Genomic DNA, 19030 nt, shown 5'->3' on the forward strand with positions numbered 1-19030 from the left:
TAGAGGAATGAAGGGGTCATACGGCAATGCAGCGCAGTGGAGTGTATCGGCAGATTGATACATGAAAGGGCGAAGCATTGCCGTTTTTGGTATGTTTGCCATTCAAAAGCGAAAGAAGTTTCAAAGATGATGGAGGAATCGCCAGACATGGAGCAAATCACGTACTATCCACTGACTCATCCGCAAAAAAGAATCTGGTCAATCGAGCAGATTTATCCTGACACTCCTTTGCACAACATTGGCGGAACCGTAATGATAAAAGGCACTGTACAGATGCCCGCGCTTGAAAAAGCGATTCATCTGCTTATGGAAAAACATGAAGCTTTGCGGCTGCGAGTTTTGAACCGCAGCGGAGAGCCGCAGCAATACGTGAGTCCGTTTGCCCCGTTCCCACTGGACTATATCGATTTCTCAACAGGCAAAGAGCCGCGAAAAGATTTTGCCGATTGGGTGCAAGCGGAAGCGAGAAAGCCGTTCGTCATCGAAAACGAGAGGCTTTTTTATTTTGCCTTGTTTCGCATCTCGGACGAGGAACATGGCTACCTGGTCAAGTTGCATCACATGATCGCCGATGGCTGGTCGATCAACATTATGACCGAGCATATTCGAGAACATTACGGCAAGCTTGTGCGCGGAGAGGAAGTCTCTGACCATCAGCCTGCTCCGAGCTACCTGGCTTACATCGACCACGAGCGGGACTATCTTTCGTCGGAGCGCTTCTGGAAAAACCGGACGTTTTGGAACGAGAAATTCCGCGATCTTCCTGACGCGTATGTGGAAAAAAGCTCAGACACATTGCCGGGAAACCGCATCACGCATGAATGGAGCGCCGAGCTTTCCAACCAAGTAAAAGAGTGGGCAAAAGTAAACAACTGGTCGCTGAATACCATTTTTGTGGCGCTGTACTTGCTGTATGTACACAAGTTTACCGGGCGCGAGGATCTCGTGATTGGCACGCCGGTGCTCAATCGATCCGGGAAGCAGCAAAAGAGCATGTTTGGCATGTTTACCAGCACGATGCCGTTTCGTTTTACTATCGATGATCGCTGTTCTGTCGCGGACATGGTGGCTCGGGTCAACAGGGAGCTTTTGGATTGCTTTTTCCATCAGCGCTATCCGTATGACTTGCTGATCCAGGACGTGGAGCTGAAAAAAAGAGGCTACCATCAGCTGTTTGATGTGTGTATCAATTACTACAACACAGCGCTCCAGACGGATTGGGACGGCTGCGCGGTCGAGAATGTCGAGTTTTACAGCGGGCACCAAATTTATTCGATGCAGCTCGTCATCAAGGAATGGTCGGACTCCGGTCGCATCAGCATCAGTTTTGACTACAAAACGAGCGACTACGCGGAAGAGCAGATCGAGGATTTGTTTGCTCGTCTGACCGCTTTGACCCGGAAAATCGTGGCCCGGCCCGACGAGCCGATCAAGCAGCTTACGCTTTTCTCCGAGGAAGAGCAGCAAAAACTGGTAGTGGAGTATAACGGGACAGATGCCTTTTATCCGCGCGACCAAACGATCTATCAGCTTTTTGAAGCGCAGGCAGCAAAAACGCCGGACAAGCTCGCCGTCCAATATGGCGAAAAGTTTTTGACCTACCAGCAATTGAACGAGAAAGCCAACCAGCTTGCCAGATATTTAAAAGAACAAGGGGTTGGACGAGAAACGATCGTAGGCTTGTTGACCACGCACTCTTTGGAAACCGTGATCGGGCTGATTGCCATCGGAAAAGCGGGCGGCGCCTTCATGCCGATCGATCCTGACAATCCAGCCGAGCGAACTCGCTATTTGCTGCAAAACTCCGGCACCCAGCTTTTGCTGACGAATGTGGACACAGCGGACGAGTGGGGCTTCACTGGACAGATCATCCGCCTGCCGGACGTCGACTGCACAGCGTATGCATCCACTAACTTGCAGGCTGAAAGCGCGCCTGCGGATATGGTCTACATGATTTATACATCCGGTTCTACGGGCAGGCCGAAGGGCACGATGGTGGAACACCGCGGGCTGGTCAATTACATTTGCTGGGCGAAAAAAATGTATGTCAAGCAGGATGACGAGGTGTTCCCGCTCTATTCGTCTTTGGCGTTCGACCTGACGATTACCTCCGTGTTTACTCCGCTGATTAGCGGCGGCACGATCATGGTCTACAGCCACACAGAAGACGAGTATGTGCTGTTTCGCATTTTGCGTGAGAACAAAGCGACAATCGTCAAGCTTACGCCATCGCATTTATCTTTGTTAACAGATCGTGACAATCGGAATAGCTCGGTGAAAAGGTTCATCGTAGGCGGTGAAAATCTGAAGGTCAGCCTTGCCAAAAGCGTCTATGACAGCTTCGGAGGAAACATCGAGATTCTCAACGAGTACGGCCCAACCGAGACGGTGGTCGGGTGCATGATTCACGCTTTTGATCCCGTGACGGACACAAGAGCCGCTGTGCCCATCGGGAAGCCGGCCGACAATGTCCGCATATACGTACTGGACAAACAGTTGGCTCCTGTCCCGACCTACGCTGTCGGGGAAATGTATATTGCGGGCGACGGAGTGGCGAGAGGGTACTTTCGCAATGAGGAGCTGACCAGAGAGAAATTTATCGACGACCCGTTCGTTCCTGGCGAGCGGATGTACAAGACGGGAGACCTTGGCAGGTTTTTGCCGGATGGCAAGCTGGAGTATTTGGGCAGGGGCGACCAGCAAGTCAAGATCAGAGGCTACCGGGTTGAATTGGGCGAAATCGAAAACCAGTTGCTCCAGCACCCGCTTGTAAAAAAGGCGGTTGTCCTCGACAGGGAAGACAAACAGCAAACCGTGATGCTGTGCGCCTATTACGTCGCGGCGGGCGAGATCGCCAGTTTTGAGCTGAAACAGCATTTGGCACGGCAGCTGCCGGATTACCTTGTCCCTCATCATTTCATCGAGGTAAAGGAAATCCCGCTCACAGCCAACGGCAAGGTCGACACGCGCTCCTTGGCTGAGATCGAGTTGCCAAGCACGGAACACATCGAATATGACGCTTATTCGAGCGAAAAAGAAAAGCAGTTCATTCAGACAGTGGAAGAAGTTCTTGGCGTCCGGCAGATCGGTCGCAAGCACAACTTTTACCATATGGGCGGAGACTCGATCAAAGCTATTCAGATCGCTTCCAGGCTGAGTGGAAAAGGCTACCAGATCAAGGTCAAGGAGATGCTGTCCACCCCCATCATGGAGGAGATGGCCATGCTTGTCGAAGAAGTTCAGCTGACTGTTGTCGAGCAAGGGCTGGCGGAGGGCAGCATTTTGCCTACGCCGATCGTTGCCTGGTTTTTTGCCCGGTCATTCCCCAGCCCGCAGCATTATCATCAGACTGTTTTCGTGGAAATCAGCCCGGCCGTTACGGTAGAAATGCTGGAACGAGCGTTGTTCAAGCTTGTGGAGCACCACGACAGCTTGCGCATGAACGTCAGAGCTGCTCACGGCGATTTGTTCTACAACAATGACCACTTGCTGGCCCCGTATCCAATCGAACAGCGCGAGTTTACGGACATTGCTCATTCCGAGCGCTATGACAGGCTAGAGCAGGTGGCGCATGAACTGGCGGAGCGCACAGACTTGTCCCGCGACCTTTTGCTGAAAGCTTGCCTGATTCATCTCGGAAGCACGCGTCATTTGCTGCTGTCTGCCCATCATCTGCTAGTAGATGGCGTCTCCTGGCGAATCATCCTGGAAGATTTGAACGCGCTGCTCAAGCAAATTTGTCTCGGACAAGCGGTGGAACTTCCTTTGAAGACGCATTCCTATCAAAAATGGGCAGAGTCTTTGGCTGGCTACTGGCGCAGCGAGAGAGAGGCGGGGGCAGAAAAAGAAAAAGAGTACTGGGAAGCGGTCTTGCAAAAGTTTGTGCCGTTTCCGACTGACCATGATTACGGCGCAGACCGTTTGGCTGTCAGCTGCACCCTTTCTGCCGAGCTGGGCAAGCAGGAAACGCTGGCACTTTTGACCGAAGCCAATGCTTCCTACAATACGGAGCCTGTCGATCTGCTGTTGACGGCTTTATTCATCGCGATCCGCGAACATACAGGACAGACGGATATCGTAATCGAGACGGAGGGGCATGGGCGAGAACAGCTTGCGGAAAAGCTGGATATCGGCAGGACGGTCGGATGGTTCACGAGTCTCTACCCGTTTGGCCTCTCGCTCACAGACGGAGCTTTGTCCGAGCAGATCAAGCATGTCAAGGAGACGCGAAGAAACGTACCAAACAACGGAGTTGGTTACGGCATTTTGCGCTATTTGGCAAAGACTGTCCCGGACTACGCCCCCCAGACGGTCAGGTTTAATTACTTGGGCGAGTTTGCCCAAACGTTTGACGGCGGCTACGTGAAACTGCTCGGCGGCGCTTTTCAGCAAAACACCAGCCCGGACAACCCGCTCACTTGCCTGATCGATGTGAACTGCTTTGTTCTGGATGGTCAGTTGCAAATACGGCTTGCCTTTAGCCGGAACAAGTTTACGGAAAGCAGCATGCAGCGCTTTTTGGGCAACTTCCAGCGCCATCTGGGCGAGATCATTCTGCATGGCAGCCAGCACGGAGCGAAGGAGTTTACCCCTTCTGATTTTGACACGGTAGAGCTTACGCAAGAAGAGTTGGACAATTTGTTCATTTGACGGCGGAAAATTCGGGATGAGAGGTTAAGTGTATGAGAAAAGGAATCGCGGCATGGCTTGTCCTGCTTTTGCTCACCATGACTTTTCCCTGGAAATTACAGGCAGAAACAGCGGCAACAACCAGTTTGGACGAACAAAAAATCGCAGCCATCGAAGCTTGGATCGAGGAAAAAATGCAGGACGGCAAAATACCGGGGGTATCTGTCGTCATTGTCAAAGGCGAAGAGACGATCTACAACCGCGGGTTTGGCTATGCGGACGTGGCCGCGCAACGCCCGGTGACGACACAAACGCTGTTTGAGCTTGGTTCTACGAGCAAAGCGTTTACTGGCCTGATCATACTGGCGCTGGAAGAACAAGGACTGCTCAGCTTACAAGACCCGGTGCAAAAGTATCTCCCGTGGTTTCAGATGAAGGATGCCAGAGGAAATACGCCGCCTATTACGCTGGAACAATTGCTCCACCATACTAGCGGAATCCCGTTCCGCTCGATTGGCGAGATTCCGGCAGGCGAAGAGGCAGACGCGCTGGAGCGGACAGTCAGGGCAGCCGCAGGACAGACGCTCGATTTTTCTCCGGGAGAACACTTCCTGTATGCGTCGATCAACTACGATGTCCTCGGATTGGTCGTAGAAAAAGTGACGGGGAAGTCTTTTGAACAAGTGGCAAAAGACAACGTGCTGACGCCGCTCGGCATGCAGCATTCCTACCTGTTCCGTCAGGAAGCCGAGCAGCATGAAATGGCCAAAGGCTATAAAATCGGCTTTTTGGGAGCGCGAGAATACGAGGCTCCTGTGTATCGGGGCAATACGCCAGCCGGATACATCATTTCCAATAGCGAGGATATGGCGATTTGGCTGAAAAAGCAGCTCGGTTCGGGAGCAAACGAACAGGTGAGCAGCGAGCTGATTAGACGGTCCCATCAGCCGGATCGCTCTGTTTTTCCGGGCGGCGACGGCTCCTCGTATGCTGCGGGCTGGTTCGTCTACCAAAAAGGCAGCGGCGAGCTGTCCCACGGCGGAAGCAACCCGAATTACTCTTCCTCGGTCGTCATTCGCCCGGGCGAGCAGCTGGGAGTAGCGGTATTAACCAATATCAACTCGGCTCACACACAGGCGATGGGTCAGGGAATCATGGAAATTTTGCAAGGCAAGCAACCGCCGGAAAACGTTTCCGACCTTTACAGCAGTGTCGACAAGGTGGCGGTTGTCATTTTGTGCATCGCGATCCCGTTGATTGCGGTTACCGCCTGGTTTGCCGCCAAGGCGCTCGGCGAAATCGCCCGAAAACAGCGGCGTCCATCCGCAGGGTTTGTGAAAAACGCGTATCGCTTTGCCGTGCTGCTCGTCTGTTTAGGGCTGTGCGGATACTGTTTTTGGCAAATTCCTTCCGTCTTGTTTGACGGGCTGTCCTGGAGCTTCGTCGACGTCTGGGCGCCTGCAAGCTTTGTGGTCGCCATCCTTAGTTTGTTTGTGGGGATTGTGCTGTTTTCCGTCTATTACTGGATGACGGTTGTGTTTCCAAAAGCGAATGACCGGACCTTTTTTCCGATCATCGTCCTCAGTACCGTCAGTGGATTGGGCAATGCGCTGATTATTTTTATCATCAACGAGGCGCTCAACCATACTGACCGTTTTCAGGGCGGCTTGTTTTCCTTTTTTATCATGGGCATCCTCATCTACGTGTGCGGACAAAGGTTGGTCAGGGCCAAACTGATTACGATCACAAACGAGATGGTGTTCCAAAAAAGAACAGAGTTGATCGACAAAATTCTCAACTCTCCGTACCAAAACATTGAAGCCATCGAAAAAGAGCGCATCTACTCCGTGTTGAACAACGATACGGAAACGATCAGCGGCGTGTCCAACATCTTGATTTTCGGGGTCACCAGTCTGGTTACTTTGCTGTGTTGCTTCATTTACTTAGGCATGGTCAATCTGTATGGCCTGCTCATTTCCATTGTCGTGATTTTGGTCGCCGCCGGGCTTTATTTTCTCGCAGGTCGGTATGCCAATCGCGTGTGGGAAGAGACGAGGGACATACAAAATGCCTTTTTCAAGTTCATCAATCACATGATTGGCGGTTTCAAGGAACTGAGCATCCACAAAGGAAAGAAAGGGCAATTCCAGCATGAGTTGCAACAAAGCTGCGATACGTACCGGATCAAGCGGATTCAGGGGGATTTAAGTTTCGCCAACGTGTTTGTGATGGGCGAGCTGCTGTTCACCTTCGTGATCGGGGTCGTTGCGTTCATTTTCCCTGTCGTCTTTACGGATATTGCCAGCAGTTCCTTGCGAGCCTACATTTTTGTGTTTCTGTATATGACAGGCCCTGTGCACGGCGTTTTGGATGCGATTCCGAATTTTATTCGCGTGCGGATTAGCTGGAATCGGTTGAATGAACTATCGAGACAGCTGGAAGTCGGTGAGGACAAACAGGAGGGGCAAAAGACAGAGGCACTTCCATCTGGCGAAGACATTCATTTGGAGGCCAGAGCTGTTGAATATCATTATAAAAACGCCGAGGGCGAGCAGTTTACTGTCGGTCCGGTCAACCTGAGCTTCCATTCCGGTCAGGTCACTTTCATTACGGGCGGGAACGGGAGCGGGAAATCGACATTAGGCAAGCTGCTGGTGGGATTGTACAAGCCCGACCGGGGTGAACTGTTGGTGAACGGTCAGCGCCAGGAAGAGCTGGGGCAACATTTTGCCGCCATTTTCAGCGATTTTCACTTGTTCGAGAAGTTGTACGGCATCAACGTCAATCAAAAAGAACAAGAAATACAAGAATATTTGCTGAAACTCGGCATCGACCATAAGCTGCACATCCAGAATGGCGGCTTCAGCACGGTCAATCTGTCTACGGGCCAAAGAAAACGGTTGGCCTTGTTAGTCAGTTGCATGGAGGATCGACCGATCTATTTCTTTGACGAATGGGCTGCCGATCAGGACCCTGAGTTTAGAGAATATTTTTACAACACACTTCTGCCTGAGATGAAGCAAAAAGGCAAGTGCGTCATTGCGATTACGCATGACGACAGGTATTTCCATGTAGCCGATCAGCTTTTGAAAATGGAAGTCGGGCAGATCGCTCATGAACATGTGAAACAACATGCATGAGAATCTCTGGGTAATGCGGGAGAGGAGGGGAGGCGGCAGAGCGCAAAATGAGAGAAGCCACAGGATAGGATGAGTTCGTTACGCTGTCTACTATGAGAAAAGGATGATTGCTGAAAATGAAAACATTCGAATCGATTGGGATTGTCGGAGCCGGGATAATGGGCTCGGATTTGGCTTTGGACCTGGCTAGTCACGGATATCGCGTCATTTTGAAAGATTTGCATCCCGACATTTTGGAAAAAGCGAAGCAGAAGATGCGCGAAGACTTCAAGCTGGTCAAGCTGATGAAAAAAGAGATTCCGGTAAAAGACATAGAGCAAGTGCTCGCCAACGTATTGTTCACCACGACTTACGATAATTTTTCTGCCGTGCCGTTCGTAATTGAAAACATCACCGAAAATTGGGAGGCCAAGAAGCAGGTCTACCTTGAGCTGAAACAATACTGCCCAGAAGACACGATTTATGGCGTCAATACAAGCTGCATCTCCATCACGAAGGTCGGCTCGCTGCTGCCCAAGCCGGAAAATGTCATCGGGATGCACTTCATGAATCCGGTGCCGCTCAAGCAGATGGTGGAGATCATCCGTGGCTACTACACGTCCGAGCAAACGATCGAGAAAATCAAAAGCTTCCTGAAGTCAGTCGACAAAAAGCCTGTGCTGGTCAACGACTCGCCCGGCTTTGTCACAAACCGCGTGCTGATGCTGATGATTAATGAATGTATTTGGGCGATTCACGACCAAGTAGCGACGCCGCAGGACCTCGACAAAATATTCCGCTTAGGGTTCAGCCATAAAATGGGTCCGTTGGCAACCGCGGACTTGATCGGGCTCGATACGATTTTGCACTCGATTGAAGTGTTGTACGAGAGCTTCAACGATCCTAAGTATCGCCCGTGCCCGCTGCTGGTCAAAATGGTCGACGCCGGACTGCTTGGCAAGAAAAGCGGGAAAGGGTTTTTCGATTATACGGCGGCGTCTCCATTGGCGCACAGTGCCAGATAAGCCGTGTGCCGGACGAAGCCGATCAAAATTTCATGTAAAGGAACATGCAAATGGAGCTGAAAAACGGGATTAAATGTGTCGTCTGGGATTTGGACAACACGGTCTGGAAGGGCGTTTTGTCGGAAGGAGACGATGTTGCCCTCTATCCGCAAATCAAGGAAATCATGGAACAACTCGATCAGCGCGGCATTTTGCAGTCGGTGGCAAGCAAAAACAATTACGCTGACGCGATGCGCAAGCTGAAAGAGTTTGAGATTGACCACTATTTTTTGTACCCGCAAATTCATTGGGAGCCGAAGTCCAAATCCATCGGGGCGATCCAGCAGGCGATCAACATCGGGATGGACACGCTGTTGTTCGTCGATGACCAGCCTTTTGAACTGGACGAAGTGAAAAGCGTGCACGATTCGATCAACTGCCTGCACGCCGAGCGCTATACCGAGCTGCTGACACACCCTTCGCTGATTCCGGCTTTTATTACGGAGGACTCGAAAAAACGGCGGTTAATGTATTTGCAAGACATGGAGCGTCAGCAGGAGGAAGAGTCTTTCACAGGCACGAGCGAAGAGTTTTTGAAAACATTGGACATGAAGTTCATAATCAGCGAGGCGCAGGAAGATTGCCTGAAACGCGCGGAGGAGCTTACGGTCCGCACGAATCAGCTGAACTCGACGGGGCGGATATACAGCTACGACGAGCTGAATTATTTCCGCCATTCGCCCGACCACAAGCTGTTCGTGTGCGAGCTGACCGATAAATACGGCTCGTACGGAAAAATCGGTATCGCCCTGGTCGAAATGAACGAGACGCACTGGCATATCAAATTGCTCATCATGTCTTGCCGGGTGATTTCCAGAGGCGTTGGCACCGTATTGCTGGCACACATCATGCAGCAGGCCAAGCAAGCCGGCAAACGATTGCTGGCCGACTTTAAAAATACGGAAAGAAACAAAATGATGTACGTTTCCTATCGTTTTTCCAACTTTAAGGAAGTTTCCAAAGAAGAAGATGGCTTTGTCATCTTGGAAAACGATTTGACCCAGATTCAAAAATTCCCGCCTTATATCGATGTGCTCGTTTCGTAGGAATGACTATCCAACCCAAAAAAGGAGAGTTTACACATGCAACTTCAAGAACAAATTCGCAACTTTATTCTGGCCAATCTGGTTGTATTCGACGATGAAGTGGAATTTAGCGATGACGACAATATTTTTGAACTGGGCTTCGTCAATTCCTTGTTCGCGATGAAGCTGGTCACGTTTATCGAAAGCGAATTTCAGCTGACGATTGAAAGCGACGAAATGGAAATTTCCAACTTCAATACGATCAACAACATCGTGAACTTTATCCAGTCCAAATCGGTGTACAAATAAGTGAAGCAGATGATTTACACGACGAAAAATACAAGTGCTGATTTCAATTGGACGGAGTATTTTACCACGCTTAACAGCGGAGAGACACCCGGTGTCGATGCAAACCTATATTTTCAAAACGTCCGGGAACTTTTGCGCGAAAATGCTCACTTGCTCGGCTTGGTGCTTGGCGACGTGCTTCGAAAGCTGTTGCGAGACGTTCCGGTCAAGCCCGAGCCGAGAGTGCTGGAGCTTGGCGCAGGCACCGGATTTTTGACGCGGCTTTTGCTGACGATGTACCAAGGAAGCGGGGTTTTGGTCGATAATTGCCAAACCTCCTTCGACGCCTATAACCAAGTCGCGCATAACCATGCGGATCGCATTACGTACTTGCTCGAAGACTTGTTCACGCTGAAGCTGACAGAAACGTTTGATCTTGTTTGCAGTTTTGGTTTGATTGAACATTTTAAAGAGAAGGCCGAAATCTTGTCCATCCACAAACAGTTTTGCAAGGAAGATGGATATTTGATTTTGATCGTTCCGATGGATAGCTTTTTGACGCGTGCTTATTACGAAGTTCACCCAGAAATCAACCTGGGATACCGGGAGCTGCTGACCAAAAAAATCGCTTTGGAGCAGCTCAGAGCCAGTGGTTTGCAGCCGATTCGCGCAGAAGTCAGTCAGGGCTATGTCTACGATTTTTTGACGATTTTATGCAAATAAGCAAATCGTAGACAGAAGCACATTTTGAATGATGGGGATTGAATAAATATGACAATAACAAGCCCACACAGCATTCTGGAAGAAGTAAAACAGTTTGCAGAAGAAGAAATCAGACCGTTTGCTGCCGAATTTGAACAACAAAAAGCGCTTTCACGCGAGCTGATCAAAAAAATGGGGGAAAAGCGCTACTTGGCTGCAAGCTTTCCAGCACAGTACGGGGGCTTGCAACTGCACCCCCTCGAATACGGGAACCTGGTTGAAGAGATCGGAAAAGGCGCTCTGTCTGCCGCGATGCTGCTGACGGTTACGACCGGGCTGGTAGGCGAAACGCTCATCCGTTGGGGCAGCGACTACCAAAAAGCACAGTACGTGCTGCCCATCGCAAGGGGCGAGAAGGTCGGGGCTTTTGCTTTAACCGAACCGGGAGTAGGAAGCGGCGCCAAAGATGTGAAAACCTCCTACGAAAAAGCGGGCGACAAGTATCGGATTACCGGGCGCAAAAAATGGATCTCGTTTGGGGAGATCGCCGACTTTTTTATCGTCATTGCTTCCGATCCGACGACGAACGCGATCAGCGCTTTCCTCGTCGACCGCGAGCAAGAGGGTGTCCACATTCGCAAAATCGAAGGGCTGCTTTCCTGCGCAGCTTCCCAGCTTGCCGATATCGAGCTGCACGATGTGGAAGTGGACGCATACAAGCTGATCGGCAAGGAAGGAATGGGCTTCACGGGCATTGCCAACTTCGCGCTCGACCAGGGGCGGTTTAACGTCGCCTGGATGGGCGTCGGACTGGCGCAGGAAGCCCTGGAAGTGATGGTTACGTATGCGCGCAAAAGAAACCAGTCCGGGCAGAAAATTTTCAACTTTCAACTGATCAAAGGCATCATCGGAGACGCCGTGACGAACGTTCATGCTGCTCGCTCGCTCTGCCGGGAAGCCGCTCGCATGCGCGCCGACAATCATCCGGACGCGATTGTGCAAACGACGATGGCGAAATACTTTTCCTCGGTAGTAGCCAACAAGGTTGCCTCCGATGCCGTTCAGGTGCTCGGCGCGAACGGCTGCTGCAACCTGTATCCAGTCGAACGTCTTTTCCGGGAGGCGAAAATTTTGGAGATCATTGAAGGGTCTTCGCAAATTCAGCAGCAAATCATCGCCATGCACGGCGCGAACCGCTACTATCAGCCAAAAAGGATTACGGAAGTATGAAAAAATTAGATGCCAATCAAGTCAGCGACATCATTTCTCTCAGTCCGATGCAAGAAGGGATGCTGTTTCATTACTTGAAAGAACCGGACAGCTCCCTCTATTTTGAGCAAATCAGCTTGCATGTTTCCTCGGCTGTCCATATCGCTGCATTTCAACAGGCATGGCGGCACGTCGTCTCCGTCAACGAGATGCTGCGTGCCGTTTTTCGATGGGAAGGGGTCAAAGCGCCTCTTCTCATCATCCTCAAAGAGCTGCCGGACTTTTTGCGCTATGTGGATGTATCGGCACAGGTGACCGCGGACCGCGACACGTTTGTGGCTAACCTGCTGGACGAAGATCGGGCAAACAAGTTTGATCTGCGGGAAGGTGCGTTTCGCGTCAGTTTGTACAAATTGAAAGACGAGGACTATCAGCTGATCCTGAGTCACCACCATATTTTGTTCGACGGGTGGAGCACGGGCATTCTTTTGGCTGAGTTCATGGAGACGTATCAGCAGTTGCTGGAGCAGCGCCAGCCGACCGTTGCAGCGAAGCGAAAATTCAAAGACTTTATCAAGTCGGTCCAGCAAAAAGACAAGGCAGAGCAAGAAACGTTCTGGAAAACTTATCTGCAAGAAGTAAATCCGCTCTGGTTGCAAGAGATTATCCCGGCCAATCAGTCTCGTGCAAGCAAGCACACCACGGAGAAAAAACAGGCCCGGCTGGACATCCCGCAGTCGCTTCATGCTGAAATCAAACGCCAAGGAAAGCATGCGATCAGCTGCTACCTGTACGGGGCATGGGCGTTGCTCCACTATTTTTATGCAGACAGCAAAGACGTGGTTTTTGGCACGACCGTCTCGGGGAGGGAGGAGTCTCTCGATGGCATAGACAAGATGGTGGGCTTGTTCATCAATACGTTGCCGCTGCGATTGGCGATCGACCCGGACGAATCCCTCCAGGCATTTTTGGAGCGGGTGTTTGCTTCCATGAATGCCCGCAAGCATTATGGCTCCACACCGTTGCGGGATATTAAAAAATACAGTGGACTGCCTTTTGAAAAAGAGCTGTTTGATACGGTGCTCGTCATTGAAAATTATCCGCTTCAACCGCATTCGAAAAATCGGAATTTCGTCATCGATTCCTTTTCATATAGAGAAGAAACCAATTATCCGCTCACGATCTTTATTACGTTGTGGGAGACGATCGAGCTTGTTGTCGACTACGACTGCCGCGTCTACAGCGAAGCGTTCGTGCAGGAGCTTTGTGCGCGCTACAAAATGATTTTGACGTATCTGGTGGAGCAGCCACTGGAAACGATTCGCACGGTTGACTTTCTGTTTCCCGAAGAGAAACAGAAGCTGCTGGGCGAATGGGTCAATACGAAAGTGGCTCTGCCCACGGGGAAAACGATCCATCAGCTATTCGAAGAGCAAGTGGACAAAACGCCTGAGCGCATCGCCCTGACATACGAAGGCCGTTCTTTTACGTATCGGCAAATGAATGAGCAGGCGAACCAGTTGGCGAATTTATTACAGGACGCGGGCGTTCAACCGAACCAGGTCGTGGGCTTGTTCATGGATAGGCGGCCGGAGCTGGTGATCGCGCTGCTCGGTATTTTGAAATCCGGTGGCGCTTATTTGCCGTTGGAGCCGACGCTGCCGCTGGAACGCTGCGCGACGATGCTTTCCGACGCTTGTGCCAATGTGGTGGTGTCCGTCCAGAAATTCACGGATGTGTTGGCTGGGCTTAAAACCAAGTGTCCGCTACTCCAAACCGTTGTGTGCATGGATCAGGCAGAAAGCGAAGCAGAGTACAGTCTGCGCGACTTGCAGCAATACGCTCGGGAAGTGGCGGTAACAGTCCCTCAAGCGACTTCCGATGATTTGGCATACGTGATCTATACTTCTGGATCGACCGGAGTGCCCAAGGGAGTCATGATCTCGCATGAAAACGTCGTGAATTTTCTGTACGCAATGGAACGGGAAATCGGTTTTGAACCCGAACATACCGTTCTGGCGCTCGCTGCCTACTCGTTTGATATTTTTGTCCTGGAGTCATTGGCGCCGCTCTGCTGGGGAATGAAAATGACACTGGCGAGCGATGCGGTGCTCAAGGACCCGGATGAAATCATGAAGCTGATCGAAGCTGAGTCGGTGACGATTCTCCAGGCGACGCCATCGCGGATGAAGCTGCTTGTGCAATCGGCGCGAGCGAGCAGTCTGCAGCAGATGCAAAAGATTTTGATCGGCGGAGAAGCGTTATCGGAAGATTTGTACAAATCGTTGCGCGCGATTACAAAGCAGTCTATCTACAATGTGTACGGCCCGACGGAAACGACAGTATGGTCTACGATCCAGCGGCTTGAAGAAACGATTTCTGTCGGCAAGCCGATTGCCAATGTAGGCATCTATCTTTTGTCGAATGAGAGAACGCTGCGCCCGCTTGGCTATCCGGGAGAAGTGTGCATCTTCGGGAAAGGTCTGGGGAAGGGGTACTTGAACCAGCCGCTGCTCACTGCGGAAAAGTTCATAGCCAACCCGTTTCAGCCGGGCGAGCGGTTATATTGTACGGGCGACTACGCCTATTGGCTGCCGGATGGCTCCTTGCAGTTTGTCGGGAGAAAAGACCATCAGGTCAAAATCCGCGGGCACCGCATAGAGATGGCCGAGGTGGAAAGCGCCTTGAAGGATTTTTCCCCGGTCAAAGATGTCGTCGTCATCGAAATAAAAGAAAAGAACGAGTCAGCCCTGGCTGCCTACTTGGTGGTCGACAGCGGTTTCAACTGGACAGCTTGCAAAGCGTTTCTTAAAACGAGGCTGCCTCATTACGCCATTCCGTCTGCTTGCTACCGGATACCGGAAATTCCGTACACCCGCAATTTGAAAGTGGATCGCAAAGCGTTGGTGCAAATGCAAAAAGAGCCGCTGCATTTGTTGGAACATACGATCGAGCCGAAAAGCAAGCTGGAAGCGAAGATTGCTGAGACGTGGAAAAACGTGCTGGAAATCGAGCGGGTGGGCATACACGATCGGTTTTTTGATGTCGGCGGCGACTCGATCAACGTCATCCGCTTGTGCAATGAGTTGAAAGCGGAAATGAACACGGACGTTCCGGTGCAGACCATTTTCACCTATCCGACGATTCATGAATTGGCAAACTACTTCCACGCAAAAGCAACAGGGGAGAGCCGGACGGCCAAGCCTTCAGCCGAAAAGCCCAAAGCGGCCAAGCCCCGCACTGTGGATATTCAAGACACCGATGTTGCGATCATCGGAATGGCAGGCCGATTTCCGGGAGCGGCTGACAAGGAGCAGTTTTGGCGCAATCTCGTCAGCGGCAACGAGGCAATCAAGTTTTACAGCGATGAAGAAATGGAAGCGCTCGGCATCGATCGCGAACTGTGGAACAATCCGCATTATGTCAAGGCGAAAGGAAAGCTCGACGATATCGATTGCTTTGACGCCGAATTTTTTGGCTATACCGTAGCGGAAGCCGAGTGGATGGACCCGCAAATTCGCTTGCTGCATGAGTGCGCGTGGCATGCCCTGGAGGATGCGGGGTACGAGCCGGAAGCGTATCCAGGCTCTATCGGTTTGTACGTCGGCTCTGCCTACAATATTTATTGGGTGCCGGAGACGTTCTCTCCATCGCTTTACGCTTCTGAGCAATACCAAATTTATCACGTCAACAGCAATTCGTTCGCGACGCTGATTGCTTACCGGATGAATTTGCGCGGGCCAGCGATCACTGTCCAGGCAGCCTGCTCGACTTCGCTCGTGGCAGTTGATCGGGCTTACAAGGACTTGCTTTTTGGAGACTGCGACATCGCCGTTGCAGGGGCGGCTGCGGTTACTTTGCTGGATGAAGCCGGATATGTCCATCAGGAGGGGATGGTTTTATCCAAAGACGGACATTGCCGCGCCTTTGACAAGAAAGCGACCGGGACTGTCACCGGAAACGGGGTTGGGCTAGTCGTCTTAAAACGTCTCAAAGATGCGCTGGCAGATGGAGATCATATTTACTCTGTTTTGAAGTCCACGGCTGTCAATAATGACGGAAACCGCAAAGTGGGCTATTCGGCTCCAAGTGCGGAAGGACAAGCGGCCGTGATTCAAAAAGCGATCGAACGGTCCGGGATCGAAGCGGCGCAGATTCACTATGTCGAAGCGCATGGAACGGGAACGGCATTGGGCGATCCTGTTGAAGTGGAAGGGCTCAAACTGGCCTTCGACACGGACAAGAAAAATTACTGCGGGCTCGGCTCCGTCAAGACGAATATCGGGCATCTGGAAGCGGCGGCAGGGATTGCCGGACTGATGAAAACATCGCTCGCGCTCAAAAACCGGATGATCCCGCCGACGATCAATTGCGAAGAGGTCAATGGACAGATCGATTTCGAAAATTCCCCGTTTTACCTCAATACGCAGCTGCTCGATTTGCAAAACGAAGACATGTTTCCGCTGCGGGCAGGCGTCAGTTCATTCGGGCAAGGAGGCAGCAACGCTCATGTGATTTTGGAGGAAGCGCCGCCAGCGATCGAGACGCCAGCGAAAAGGCGGTACCAAATGATCGCGTTGTCCGCTCACAGCGAAGCAGCGTTGAAAGAGATGAAGGGACGGATTGGCGAGCGGTTCAAGCGCGACGACAGCATCCAGCTGGCCGATGCCGCCTATACGCTGAAGGTAGGGCGCAAACGTTTTTCGCACCGCTCTGTCTTGCTTTGCACAGAAGTGCGGGAAGCGATTGAAGTTTTGACGGAGAAAAACTCCCGGAAATCATGGGATTTTGTCGCTTCCGAGCAAACTCCTGCGCTTGTGTTCATGTTTTCGGGGCAAGGTGCGGAATATGTGAATATGGCCTTGGACCTTTACCGTCACGAGCCGCTTTTCCGCGAGAAGCTGGATGAATGCTTCGCGATTTTGCAAAACATCTCGGGTGTCCGCTATCAGGACTATTTGTACCCCGACCAGCCTGATGATCAGGGAGCGCGGGAGATACACAGGCAGAGCGTTTCCCAGCCGCTTCATTTTGCCATCGAGTATTCGTTGGCCTGGATGCTGATGGAGTGGGGCGCTGCCCCGTCGAACATGATCGGATACAGCATCGGCGAGTACGTCGCGGCGTGCATAGCCGGAGTTTTCTCGCTGGAAGACGCCCTGATTTTGACTTATCACAGAGGCAGGCTCATGGAAAAGCTCCCGGAAGGCGTCATGCTGACGGTTCCTTTGGCGGAGGAAGCTTTGCTTTCCATCTTGCCGCATGAGCTGTCGATTGCAGCCGTGAACGAGGAATCGTGTATTGTCGCTGGAAGCAAGGAGGACATCAGCCGATTCGAAGCCGCGTTGAAGGAGCAAAAGGTCATCAGCATGCGGCTCGCTATTTCCCACGCGGGTCATTCTAACATGCTGGATTCGATGCTGGCAGAATTTGGCGAATACGTACAGCGCGTTTCGTTCCAGCCGCCTGTGCTGCCGTTTGTGTCCAGCTTGACGGGCAATCCGATTACGCGAGAGGAAGCGGTCGATCCGGGCTACTGGGTGCGGCATTTGCGCGAGCCTGTCCGCTTTGTGGCAGGGCTGCAAAAGCTGGCGCAGCAGGAGCATACGTTATTTATCGAGATTGGGCCGGGACGAAATCTTTGCATGCTCGCCCAGCGGTTTTTGCGCCCTGAGCGCAACCAAAAGCTGCTCGATACGATCCGGGTGGAGCGAAAGCAAGTGGCGGACGACGAACAGCTTTTGAAGACGGTGGCGCAATTGTGGCTGTATGGGGTCGACCTGGACTGGAAACGGTTTTACGACGGCGAACGGCGCAGAAGAATTTCTTTGCCGGGATACCCGTTTGCGAAAAAGCGTTACTGGAACCATGCGTTTCGTTTTGACACCAGCCAGTTTGGCAAACGGGCGAAAGGCAAGCGCTTGGCAAGCGCAGCGCTACAGTCCGCGGCGTCGCTCTCGTTTTCGCCTGCGCATTCGCAGGAGCGACTGTCTGGACAGGTGGCCGAATCCGCTCCAGTCGTTCATACGTTTGCAAGCGAAGAGGGAAGCGTGATCTCGCGGTTAGTAGGGGAGATCATCGGCGGTCCGAATGTAGGGGAAGACGAGGACTTGTTTGAAGCGGGATTTGACTCGCTCAAGGTTGTATCGTTTATTTCCAAGCTTGTGGATGCGTTCCAGGTGCAACTGACGATGCACGAGGTGTTCGCGCATCCGACGATCCGCGAGCTGGTGCCGCTCATTCGGCAAAAAGCGCCGCAGGCGGCTGTCGTGATTCCGAAAGCGGCAGAAGCGCCGTACTATCCGGCTTCGTCCCAGCAAAAACGGCTGTATGCGTTGCAGCAGTTTGACGAAACGAGCACGGCGTACAACATTCCGGGCGTATTTTTGCTGCACGGGACGGTCGACCGGGAGCGGATGCAGGCTGCGTGTGAGGGGGTGCTGCAACGGCATGAGGCGTTGCGGACTTATTTTGAGCTGGACGGGCAGGAGTTGGTGCAGAGGATTGTTGCGGTTGCTTCGTCCTTTGCGCTTGAATGGCGGGAGATGCTGGGCGCGAGCGTGGAAGAAGCGATGGAAGGCTTCATTCGTCCGTTCTCGCTGCACGAAGCGCCTTTGCTGCGGATTCGCCTGGTGAGCATTGCGCCCGACCGCCACGTCATGCTGATCGACATGCACCACATTATTTCCGACGGACTGTCGATTGAACGGCTGGTCAGCGATTTCCTCGCTTACTATGACGGGCAGACGCTGGCGGAGCCGAAGCGGCAGTATAAAGACTTCGCTGTCTGGCAACAAAGCCGGGACGCAGCCGATTGGCAAAAGGAAGCGGACTTCTGGCTGCAGCAGTACAGGGACGGCTACGAAACGCTCGATTTGCCAACCGATTACCGCCGTCCGCCGATCAAGCATTTTGCTGGCGACCTGAGGCGGTTTGTGTGGACGGACGAGCAAGCGTCTGCGCTCCGCGAATTTTGCCGCGCGCAGCAGTTGAC

At 52.1% G+C, this 19030-nt stretch carries 8 protein-coding genes; all 8 read left to right on the top strand.

Going from position 1 to position 19030, the window contains the following annotated elements:
* Nucleotides 1-126 precede the first annotated feature (126 nt).
* Nucleotides 127-4650 carry a non-ribosomal peptide synthetase gene (locus M2298_RS26090; protein WP_280649271.1) on the top strand — a complete coding sequence of 1508 codons (4524 nt, stop codon included), beginning with the start codon at nt 127-129 and terminating at the stop codon, nt 4648-4650.
* Between the two features lie 32 nt (nt 4651-4682).
* Nucleotides 4683-7769, top strand: a complete 3087-nt coding sequence (locus M2298_RS26095; RefSeq protein ID WP_280649272.1) for a cyclic peptide export ABC transporter — start codon at nt 4683-4685, stop codon at nt 7767-7769.
* Nucleotides 7770-7885: 116 nt separating this feature from the next.
* Nucleotides 7886-8773: a 3-hydroxyacyl-CoA dehydrogenase family protein gene (locus tag M2298_RS26100; protein WP_280649273.1), complete on the top strand. Its 888-nt coding sequence runs from the start codon at nt 7886-7888 to the stop codon at nt 8771-8773.
* Nucleotides 8774-8829: 56 nt separating this feature from the next.
* Nucleotides 8830-9858: an HAD-IIIC family phosphatase gene (locus M2298_RS26105; RefSeq protein ID WP_173598188.1), complete on the top strand. Its 1029-nt coding sequence runs from the start codon at nt 8830-8832 to the stop codon at nt 9856-9858.
* Between the two features lie 36 nt (nt 9859-9894).
* Nucleotides 9895-10146 carry an acyl carrier protein gene (locus M2298_RS26110; protein ID WP_122966456.1) on the top strand — a complete coding sequence of 84 codons (252 nt, stop codon included), beginning with the start codon at nt 9895-9897 and terminating at the stop codon, nt 10144-10146.
* Nucleotides 10147-10155: 9 nt separating this feature from the next.
* Entirely contained in the window at nt 10156-10848 is a 693-nt protein-coding gene (locus M2298_RS26115) for an SAM-dependent methyltransferase (protein ID WP_229049952.1), read from the top strand.
* Nucleotides 10849-10896: 48 nt separating this feature from the next.
* A complete protein-coding gene (locus M2298_RS26120) occupies nt 10897-12057 on the top strand; it encodes an acyl-CoA dehydrogenase family protein (protein ID WP_280649274.1) in 1161 nt (386 codons plus the stop codon).
* Nucleotides 12054-19030: hybrid non-ribosomal peptide synthetase/type I polyketide synthase (locus M2298_RS26125; protein WP_280649275.1), on the top strand; the 6977-nt coding region annotated here is incomplete at its 3' end. The genes M2298_RS26120 and M2298_RS26125, both read left to right, overlap by 4 nt.

This window comes from Brevibacillus sp. 1238 (genome assembly GCF_029892995.1).
GTDB lineage: Bacteria > Bacillota > Bacilli > Brevibacillales > Brevibacillaceae > Brevibacillus > Brevibacillus parabrevis.

Coding starts and splice junctions, on each gene's coding strand:
- M2298_RS26110 (WP_122966456.1), top strand. CDS start 9,895: ATGCAACTTCAAGAACAAATTCGCAACTTTATTCTGGCCAATCTGGTT.
- M2298_RS26100 (WP_280649273.1), top strand. CDS start 7,886: ATGAAAACATTCGAATCGATTGGGATTGTCGGAGCCGGGATAATGGGC.
- M2298_RS26115 (WP_229049952.1), top strand. CDS start 10,156: ATGATTTACACGACGAAAAATACAAGTGCTGATTTCAATTGGACGGAG.
- M2298_RS26095 (WP_280649272.1), top strand. CDS start 4,683: ATGAGAAAAGGAATCGCGGCATGGCTTGTCCTGCTTTTGCTCACCATG.
- M2298_RS26090 (WP_280649271.1), top strand. CDS start 127: ATGATGGAGGAATCGCCAGACATGGAGCAAATCACGTACTATCCACTG.
- M2298_RS26120 (WP_280649274.1), top strand. CDS start 10,897: ATGACAATAACAAGCCCACACAGCATTCTGGAAGAAGTAAAACAGTTT.